The sequence below is a fragment of the Pseudomonas sp. FW305-96 genome (genome assembly GCF_058783825.1).
Window position 1 is genome coordinate 1 of the sequence record NZ_JBYSYW010000063.1, and the last position, 8,605, is coordinate 8,605.

The following is an 8,605-nucleotide window of genomic DNA, read 5'->3' on the forward strand; positions in this document are numbered from 1 at the left end:
GTGGTAGCCGGCTTGCCGGCGATGGACCGCGTAGCGGTCCCAATGAAAAAGGCCCTGCTGAGCAGGGCCTTTCTTGTTGCAGCAGTCAATCAGGCCTGGGCCGGCTGCGCCAGTAGCTCACCCATGCGCACGGCGGAGCCGGCACCGAGGCTCTCGGCCCACTTCACCTGCTCAGGCCCGAACAGCACGATGGCGGTGGAGCCCAGCTTGAAGCGGCCCAGTTCGGCGCCTTTCTCCAGATGGATCGGCGCACGGCTGGCGTCGTCATAGCGGAAGGTCTTCAGCTCGCGCTTCGGCGGCGTGACCAGGCCGGCCCAGACGGTCTCGATCGAGGCGACGATCATCGCGCCGACCAGTACCACGGCCATCGGGCCGCGCTCGGTGTCGAACAGGCACACCACGCGCTCGTTACGTGCGAACAGCTCCGGTACGTTCTCTGCGGTGGTCTGGTTGACCGAGAACAGCCGGCCCGGTACATAGACCATTTCGCGCAGGGTGCCGGCCAGCGGCATGTGCACGCGGTGGTAGTCCTTGGGCGACAGGTAGATGGTGGCAAATTCGCCGCCCATGAACGGCGCGGCCAGGGCCGGGTCGCCGCCGAGCAGCTCCAGGGCGCTGTAGCCGTGGCCTTTGGCCTGGAAGATGCGGCCGTGCTCGATCGGGCCGAGCTGGCTGACCGCGCCGTCGGCCGGGCAGAGGATCGCGCCGGGGGTCTCGTCCAGCGGACGGGCGCCGGGCTTGAGGGCGCGGGTGAAGAAGGCGTTGAAGTGCTCGTAGGCGCTGAGGTCTTCGACCAGTGCCTCGGACATGTTCACCTGGTAGCGCTTGGCGAACCAGGCGGTGAAGGCGTTCTTGAACCAGCGTGCGCGGCACTCGGCGACGCAGCCGGCCAGCCGCGACAGCAGGTGGTGCGGCAGCAGGTACTGGCTGATGATGAACAAGCGGGATTTCATTGAGCGTCCTTAAACTTCGACGGGCGTGTCGGGGTGGTTGCCCCATTCGCCCCAGGAACCGGCATAGCCCTTCACCCGTGGATAGCCGAGATGCTTTGCCACAAGGTAGGTGAAGCCGGAGCGGTGGTGGGTCTGGCAGTGGGTGATCACTTCTTTGTCCGGAGTGATGCCCCGCCTCTTGAGTTCTTCAGAGATGTCCTTGCGGATGCGTAGATGGTCGTTGAGGTCCATGCCGGCGGTCCACTCGAAGTTGATCGCGCCGGGAATATGCCCGCCTTTGGCAGCCAGCACTTTCTCGCCGCTGTATTCCAGTGGTCCGCGCGCGTCCCAGATGACCAGGTCGGCGGCGCCCAGGCGGCTTTGCAGGTACTCGCGGGTGGCGGTGGGCTCCGGGTGCAGGCGCAGGTTCACCGCGCCGCCCATGCTGGCGGGCACCTCGGTGGACAGTTTGTCCGCCGGCCAGGCCTGTATGCCGCCGTTCAGGTAGTGATAGCGCTGGTGGCCAATCACGTCGAGCAGCCAGATGAAACGGCCGGCCCAGCCGCCGCCTTCGTCGTCGTAGACCACATAGACCGCATCGTCGCGATGACCGAGTTCGGCGAACAGCTTTTCCAGGTCGGCGCGTGCCGGCAGCAGGCCAGGTGCAGGCGGCTGTCCCAGCTGGGTGCGCTTGGGATCGACGAAGCGCGCCCCGGGGATGTGGCCGCTGCCATAGCGGTTGGCGCTGGTCAGGTCGACCAGGATCAGTTGCGGCGATTCCAGGCGCGGCAGCAGGTCCTCGGCTTCGATCACCAGGGGCAAGCCGGAAAAGTCAGTCATCCACGGTCTCCAGGGTGCAAAGGGGGCGATTGTAGCGCAAGGCAATCATGAATGGCGGTTGCCGAAGAGGGCCAGGGCGCGCTCGATGCATTGCACGGTTTTACCGAATGCCTGCACGCTGACATCGGCCAGCGGTTTGCCGTCCTGGTCCGCCACCGCCAGCATCAGCACCTGGTCGCCGACCGCCAGCGAGCGCAGCAGCAGGTGTTCGCTGCGGAAGAATGCGCGCAGTGGCGCCGGCAGCAGTGCGGTGAACTGGGCGTGATTTTCGGGCGTCAGGCGCAATTGCCCGGCCTTGCTCATCAGTTTCTGCAGGAGTTTGTTCTGCGCGATCGGCAACGCAATGACGCCGGCTTCCTTGGGCAGGCCCGCAGTCTGCTGCACCCGCAGGTAGTCGGTAGCCTTGTCCAGGCTCAGCAGCATCAGACGCTGCATGCCGCACGCCAGCAGCGCTTCGCGGGCCTGGGTGGCCAGGTGCACGGTATTGCTGAACGGGCTCGGCTGGGCGAGCAACTCCTGGCACAACCTGCGCCAGCGACCAAGGTCCTCGGTGCTGGGCGGTGGCGGCGTGAGCATGTCCGGGTGCGGGCGGCGCTGGTGCCAAGGCCAGATCAGCGCCTCGGCCGGGTGGAACAGGGCATGCCGGGCGTGATGGCGGGCACTGGCCGCGGCCTGTTGGTGAACCTGCTGCTGGACATCGTCCAGCGTGGTCTGCAGATAGAGGGCTGTAAGCAGCTGCCAGCGCAGCAAATGCGGATTGTCCCAGCCGACCTGGGCGGCCAGTGCAAGGCCGTTGGCCAGCAGCACGGTATTCGGGGGCTGGTTGAACCAGCGGCGCAGGGCCGGCTCTTCGTCCAGGCGCTGCTGCTGGACAAGCGGGTCCTGCTCGCGGGCGATGTTCAGCACCTGCGCCAGCTGTTCGCGCTCGTCCATCAGCAGGCGGTAACCCTGGGTCACCCACTCGGGCAGGCGCCAGTGCTCGGCCATGGCCTGGCACAGTTGCATGATGCGCACGCCGAACAGTTGCTGTTCGACTTCAGCGGCTTCCTCGCCCTTGTGGATAACTCGCAGCTCCCAGGTATCCAGCAGCTTGGGATAGACCAGGGCCAGGGGCCACAGGGGCGAGAGGAACAGCAGGCTGCCCCAGTGGATTTCCTGCCACAGGCGCGCCAGGCGGCTGGCGAACAGGCCGTTGGCTTGCTGGGTGGCATGCTGGCTGATCAGCAGGAACTGGCGCAGCACCGGCGGGATCTCGTCGGCCGGCAGCGATGGCAGGCGTGCCAGCAGTTGGCTGACGCGGGCCAGGCCAAGGCGGTTCAGGGCTATTTCCAGGCTCTCGGCCGGTTCGGCCTGGCTGGCGTTGGCCGGGTGGTTGGCCTCGCGCAACACGCAGAGCACCAGCGCGGGGCTATCCTGCATCAGTTCGGCGATATCGCGCAGGGAGCGACGGCTGTCGTTGATAGCCTGCAGCACCCGATCATGGCTCTCTTTCGGCACCGGTACGCGGACCCCGTCGAGCAGCTTGATCCAGGCCTCTAGACTCGACGGAGCCTGACTTGGCACCTTGGTTTCAATTGGCATATTGACATCAGTCCGAACTGGCTTTTCGCAATGAGTGGCTATAGTCTGGCGCAGTTCTGCCGATAAGTAGAAGAAGAGTTTTCAAGCTTCCGTTCCCTATCCTGACCACGACAGCAAGTGCTTCCAACTTATGGCTAAAATTATCGGCATCATCGTCGTATTCGCGAGCGTGCTCGGCGGCTACGTGCTTTCCCACGGCAAGATCGCGGCACTGATCCAGCCGTTCGAAGTGCTGATCATCGGCGGCGCGGCCTTTGGTGCGTTCCTCCAGGCCAACCCTGGTTACATGACCATGCATGTGATCAAGAAGTCGCTGAAGATGTTCGGCACCCGTTTCACCCACACCTTCTACCTGGAAGTGCTGGGCCTGGTGTACGAGATCCTCAACAAGAGCCGTCGTGAAGGCATGATGGCGATCGAAGGCGACATCGAGGACGCCGCGGCCAGCCCGATCTTCGCCAAGTACCCGGCGGTGCTGGGTGATGAGCGCATGACCGCGTTCATCTGCGATTACCTGCGGATCATGTCCACCGGCAACATGGCGCCCCACGAGCTCGAAGGCCTGTTCGACATGGAGCTGCTGAGCATGAAGGAAGAGCTCGAGCACCCGTCCCACGCAGTGACCGGGATCGCCGACGGCATGCCCGGCTTCGGTATCGTCGCGGCGGTACTGGGTATCGTGGTGACCATGGCCTCGCTGGGTGACGGTGACCAGAAGTCCATCGGCCTGCACGTCGGTGCGGCGTTGGTCGGTACCTTCTTCGGTATTCTTGCTGCCTACGGCTTCTTCGGCCCGTTGGCCAATGCCCTGCGCCATGATGCCAAGGAAGAGTTGAACGTCTACGAGGCGATCAAGGCCTCGCTGGTGGCCTCGGCTTCCGGCATGCCGCCGTCGCTGGCGGTCGAGTTCGGTCGCAAGGTGCTGTACCCGGCGCACCGCCCGAGCTTCGCCGAGCTGGAACAAGCAGTACGCGGTCGCTAAGCCATGGAGAACAATCAGCCCATCATCGTCAAGCGCGTCAAGCGCTTTGGCGACGGCCATCACGGCGGCGCCTGGAAAATCGCCTTCGCCGACTTCGCCACGGCGATGATGGCGTTCTTCCTGGTGCTGTGGTTGCTGTCGACCGCCACGCCTGAGCAGAAGATCGCAATCGCCGGTTACTTCAAGGACCCGATCGGTTTCTCCGAAAGCGGTACGCCCTACATCATCGATCTGGGTGGCTCGCCAGAACTGGCACCGGAAAAGACCATCAACCCGGAAGTGAAGTCCGAACCGACGCCGGATACCAGCCTGCAACTGGACAAGGATCAGGTCGAGACCATGGCCGAGCAGGTCGAGCGCGAGCGCCTCGAGCTGCTGCTGCAGGAGCTGCAGAACAAGGTCGAGGAAAACCCGCAGCTGCAGAAGTTCAAGGACCAGATCCTGTTCGAGATCACCCAGGACGGCCTGCGCATCCAGATCATGGATGCCGAGAACCGGCCGATGTTCGACCTGGGCAGCGCACGCCTGCAGCCGTACTTCGAAGACATCCTGCTGGCCATGGCCGACACCATCAAGGCGGTGCCGAACAAGATCAGCATCAGTGGCCATACCGATGCCAAGCCGTACTCCGGTACCGGCGATTTCGGTAACTGGGAGCTGTCGGCCAACCGCGCGAACGCGGCGCGTCGTGCATTGGTCGCTGGAGGCTATCCGGATGAGCAGGTGGCCCGCGTGGTCGGTTATGCTTCGTCGTCGCTGTTCGACCGTGCCAACCCGTTCAACCCGGTCAACCGCCGTATCGACATCATCGTCCTCACCAAGAAGGCGCAGCGCGATATCGAGGGTGAACAGGGCAAGCCGGAGGCTGCGCCGCCTGCCGCTGACACACCGCCTGCGAGCGCAGCGCCAGGTGCAGCCGCGACACCGGGCGATACGCCGATGCAGCCGCGTGAGCTGCGCCAGAAGCTGAACATCTTCGAAGATGGCGTATTGAAGATGGACGAGGCCAAAGACCAGTAAGTAACAGGGGCCGCTTTGCGGCCCCGATGCATTCAGAACCCCCGCCTGATCTTGGCCTTGAGATCGGCATGGAAGAAATCCGCATTGTCCCTGTCCGACACTGCGCCGCCCCCGGCCGGCGAAGCCATGGCCCGGCCAAAGGTCTGTTCGTCATGATAGGCGCGCACGAACAGGTCGATATGCTCTCGTTCCCGCATTACTGGCCACTTGCCCAAGCGCTGCGGCAGGTCAGTCGAGCCAGCATGGTAGAAAGTCACCCGCCGATGCGCCATGGCCGCAGCGCCCAGTAGCCAGGCCGTCCACCAGCCTTCGGCATGGGCCTCGCAGAGCACTCCGATCCAGTGAGTGGCATCGGCCATGTGTTGGCAAAAGCTGCCATGCAGGTCGTCGTGGGTCTGCCCTTCACTGTCGAAGGGGACGAGTTGGGTGGGAATGCCTTCTAGTAGCAGCCACTCGTTCAGGATGAAGGCATCGAGCCGTTCGTTCTGGTGGTAACTGATGAATACCGGCATCTGTGCTGCCCTCCCTGATCAATACCGATGACAAGGCCATGACCATCAGGGAAAGCAGCTGGAGGGACAATAGGCGACCGCAATACCGGAGCGGTCCTACCTACTCCGGTAAAATTTCCTACGATGCTGGCGTGTTTGCCGCCACCTCAATAGGTGTCTTCCGGCAAGCTGGCGATGATCGAACGGTAGCTGTTCATTCGTTGTTGAGTAACGCTGCCGTCCTCCAGGGCCTTGAGCAGCGCACAGCCAGGTTCGCGGTCATGCTTGCAGTCGCGGAAGCGGCAGTTGCCGATCAGTTCGCGGAATTCGATGAAGCCATCTTCGACATCGTCACGGCTGACATGGCCCAGACCGAATTCGCGGATGCCCGGCGAGTCGATCAGGTCGCCGCCATTGGGGAAGTGATAGAGGCGCGCGGTGGTGGTGGTGTGAGTGCCCTGGCCGGACCATTCCGACAGGTCGCCGACACGGGTGCCTGCATCAGGCAGCAGGCTGTTGACCAGCGAGGACTTGCCCACGCCCGACTGGCCGACGAACACGCTGATATGGCCGTCTAGTGTCTGCTGCAGGCGCTGCATGCCATCGCCCTGGTGCGCGGAAACCTCCAGCAGCGGGTAACCCAGGCCGCGGTAGACCTCGAGCATGGCGTTGAGAGTCGGGGCGTTCTCGTCGTTGATGAGATCGGCCTTGTTCAGCAGCAGCAGCGGGCGGATGCCGGCATGCTCGGCGGCGACCAGGTAACGGTCGATCAGGTTGGGATGCGGTTCGGGCGCAGGGGCGAAGACAATGACGATCAGGTCGACGTTGGCCGCCACCGGCTTGAGCTGGCCATGGTTGTTCGGCCGGCACAGCTCGGTGCTGCGCGGCATTTGCGCGACGATCACGCCGATGCCCTGATTGCCGGCGCGCCAGACCACACGGTCGCCGGTCACCAGCGCCGGCAGGTTGGCCCGCAGGTGGCAGCGGAACACCTGGCCCGCAACCTCGCCGTCCTGGGCCTCGACCTCGACCTGCACGCCGAAGTGGGCAATCACCAGGCCCAGTTGCTCTGGCCCCAGGTCGCCGCCTTCCAGTTCCTGCAGCACGTGCTGCTCGCGTTTGGCGGCGCGGGCGGCGCGCTCACCCTGGATCTTTTCGATGCGCCAGTTCTGGCGGCGGTTGAGCTGGCGTTTGGCCATGAAGGTTCCGAGTAGGCGGGGCAGAAAGAAAACGGCGGGCAGTTTAGCACGGCACGCCCACGAGCTGCCCCGCTAGGCTAATATGACGGGCTATTCGAGGAGCCTTTTCATGCAGAACCCACACAATCTGATCTGGATCGATCTGGAGATGACCGGCCTGGACCCGGACAACGACGTCATCATCGAGATGGCTACCATCGTCACCGACAGCGAGCTCAATACCCTGGCCGAGGGGCCGGTGATCGCCATTCACCACAGTGATGAGGTGTTGGCGCGGATGGACGAGTGGAACACCCGCACCCATGGCAACTCAGGACTCACTCAGCGCGTACGCGAGAGCAAGGTGAGCATGGCCGAGGCCGAGGCGCAGACCATCGCCTTCCTCGAGCAGTGGGTGCCGAAGGGCAAGTCGCCGATCTGTGGCAACAGTATCTGCCAGGACCGCCGCTTCCTCTATCGGCACATGCGCGAGCTGGAAAACTACTTCCACTATCGCAACCTTGATGTGTCCACGCTCAAGGAACTGGCTGCGCGCTGGGCGCCGGAGGTGCGTGACAGCTTCAAGAAGGGCAGCACCCACCTGGCGCTGGATGACATCCGCGAGTCGATCGGTGAGCTGCGCCACTATCGCGAGCACTTCATCAAGGTCTGACCTTGCCGTGCGCCGACGATCATCGGCGCGCCCCTTTTGGTGCCCCGCGTGACTGGGTAGACTGCGCGCCTTTCCCGCACGGACCTGCACCATGTTGCTGATGCTCTATCTCATCGCCATCACCGCCGAAGCCATGACCGGCGCCTTGTCCGCTGGCCGCCGTGGCATGGACTGGTTCGGCGTGGTGCTGATCGCCTGCGTGACTGCGCTGGGTGGCGGCTCAGTGCGTGATGTGCTGCTCGGGCACTACCCGCTGACCTGGGTGAAGCATCCCGAGTACCTGGTGCTGACCAGCTTCGCGGCGCTGCTGACTATCTTCATCGCGCCATTGATGCGCCACCTGCGGTCGCTGTTCCTGGTGCTCGACGCCCTGGGTCTCGTGGCGTTCACCCTGATCGGCTGCATGACCGCGCTGGAGATGGGGCAGGGGTTCCTTGTCGCCTCCATCAGCGGGGTGATTACCGGGGTGTTTGGCGGCATCCTGCGGGACATCTTCTGCAACGATATTCCGTTGGTGTTTCGGCGTGAGCTGTATGCCAGTGTTTCGTTCGCGGCGGCTTGGTTCTATCTGGGGTGCGTTTACTTCAAGGTGCCGGCGGAGCAGGCCATGCTGCTGACACTGTTTGGCGGTTTTCTGGTGCGGTTGTTGGCGATTCGGTTTCATTGGGAGATGCCGAAGTTTCATTACAATGATCAGCAATAGCGAATTTTTGCGGCGCAGCCACTATATTCAGAATTGTTCTGGCAGGGCTGTAGCTGTAGTCATATAGCCATTGTTCAGAAGAGTTGCTTGCTCTTGCTCTTGCTCTTGCTCTTGCTCTTGCTCTTGCTCTTGCTCTTGCTCTGCTTTTGCTTCTAAGTGCGCGATAGTTCAGGCGACACAAATTGCGACTTCAGGAGGCCGAACG

The 8,605-nt window shown here is 63.3% G+C and carries 9 protein-coding genes; 4 read left to right on the top strand and 5 right to left on the bottom strand.

Annotation, left to right across the window (positions count from 1 at the left end; translation table 11 throughout):
• Positions 1–89: 89 nt before the first annotated feature.
• The 3 genes from asd to AC3WL2_RS25655 are packed head-to-tail and all read right to left on the bottom strand — an operon-like array spanning position 90 to position 3,353.
• Complete coding sequence (gene asd, locus AC3WL2_RS25645; protein ID WP_038706897.1) at positions 90–953, bottom strand: archaetidylserine decarboxylase; 864 nt, start codon at positions 951–953, stop codon at positions 90–92.
• A 9-nt stretch (positions 954–962) separates the two neighbouring features.
• The gene (locus tag AC3WL2_RS25650) at positions 963–1,772 is read right to left on the bottom strand and encodes a rhodanese-like domain-containing protein (RefSeq protein ID WP_102682174.1); all 810 of its coding nucleotides are present in this window, start codon (positions 1,770–1,772) and stop codon (positions 963–965) included.
• Between the two features lie 45 nt (positions 1,773–1,817).
• Entirely contained in the window at positions 1,818–3,353 is a 1,536-nt protein-coding gene (locus AC3WL2_RS25655; protein ID WP_102682173.1) for an HDOD domain-containing protein, read from the bottom strand.
• Between the two features lie 130 nt (positions 3,354–3,483).
• Between AC3WL2_RS25655 and motA the strand changes: the two genes are divergently transcribed.
• On the top strand, positions 3,484–4,335 hold the full coding sequence (gene motA, locus AC3WL2_RS25660; protein ID WP_023630652.1) for a flagellar motor stator protein MotA: 852 nt from the start codon (positions 3,484–3,486) through the stop codon (positions 4,333–4,335).
• Positions 4,336–4,338: 3 nt separating this feature from the next.
• Entirely contained in the window at positions 4,339–5,355 is a 1,017-nt protein-coding gene (gene motB / locus AC3WL2_RS25665) for a flagellar motor protein MotB (RefSeq protein WP_102682172.1), read from the top strand.
• A 32-nt stretch (positions 5,356–5,387) separates the two neighbouring features.
• Here the strand turns inward: motB and AC3WL2_RS25670 are convergent, their stop codons facing one another.
• Together AC3WL2_RS25670 and rsgA are read right to left on the bottom strand one after the other, a co-directional pair.
• Entirely contained in the window at positions 5,388–5,867 is a 480-nt protein-coding gene (locus tag AC3WL2_RS25670; protein WP_102682171.1) for a molecular chaperone Tir, read from the bottom strand.
• Between the two features lie 146 nt (positions 5,868–6,013).
• Complete coding sequence (rsgA, locus tag AC3WL2_RS25675) at positions 6,014–7,045, bottom strand: small ribosomal subunit biogenesis GTPase RsgA (protein WP_102682170.1); 1,032 nt, start codon at positions 7,043–7,045, stop codon at positions 6,014–6,016.
• A gap of 109 nt (positions 7,046–7,154) precedes the next feature.
• On the opposite strand from rsgA, the gene orn reads away from it, so the two are divergent.
• Both orn and AC3WL2_RS25685 read left to right on the top strand, forming a co-directional pair.
• Positions 7,155–7,697, top strand: a complete 543-nt coding sequence (orn, locus tag AC3WL2_RS25680; protein WP_102682169.1) for an oligoribonuclease — start codon at positions 7,155–7,157, stop codon at positions 7,695–7,697.
• 91 nt (positions 7,698–7,788) lie between these two features.
• Positions 7,789–8,400: a trimeric intracellular cation channel family protein gene (locus AC3WL2_RS25685; protein WP_023630647.1), complete on the top strand. Its 612-nt coding sequence runs from the start codon at positions 7,789–7,791 to the stop codon at positions 8,398–8,400.
• Positions 8,401–8,605: the final 205 nt, after the last annotated feature.

Bases quoted from the DNA above. Each gene is read 5' to 3' on its own strand.
- asd (WP_038706897.1), bottom strand. From the start codon at position 953: ATGAAATCCCGCTTGTTCATCATCAGCCAGTACCTGCTGCCGCACCAC.
- AC3WL2_RS25650 (WP_102682174.1), bottom strand. From the start codon at position 1,772: ATGACTGACTTTTCCGGCTTGCCCCTGGTGATCGAAGCCGAGGACCTG.
- AC3WL2_RS25655 (WP_102682173.1), bottom strand. From the start codon at position 3,353: ATGCCAATTGAAACCAAGGTGCCAAGTCAGGCTCCGTCGAGTCTAGAG.
- motA (WP_023630652.1), top strand. From the start codon at position 3,484: ATGGCTAAAATTATCGGCATCATCGTCGTATTCGCGAGCGTGCTCGGC.
- motB (WP_102682172.1), top strand. From the start codon at position 4,339: ATGGAGAACAATCAGCCCATCATCGTCAAGCGCGTCAAGCGCTTTGGC.
- AC3WL2_RS25670 (WP_102682171.1), bottom strand. From the start codon at position 5,867: ATGCCGGTATTCATCAGTTACCACCAGAACGAACGGCTCGATGCCTTC.
- rsgA (WP_102682170.1), bottom strand. From the start codon at position 7,045: ATGGCCAAACGCCAGCTCAACCGCCGCCAGAACTGGCGCATCGAAAAG.
- orn (WP_102682169.1), top strand. From the start codon at position 7,155: ATGCAGAACCCACACAATCTGATCTGGATCGATCTGGAGATGACCGGC.
- AC3WL2_RS25685 (WP_023630647.1), top strand. From the start codon at position 7,789: ATGTTGCTGATGCTCTATCTCATCGCCATCACCGCCGAAGCCATGACC.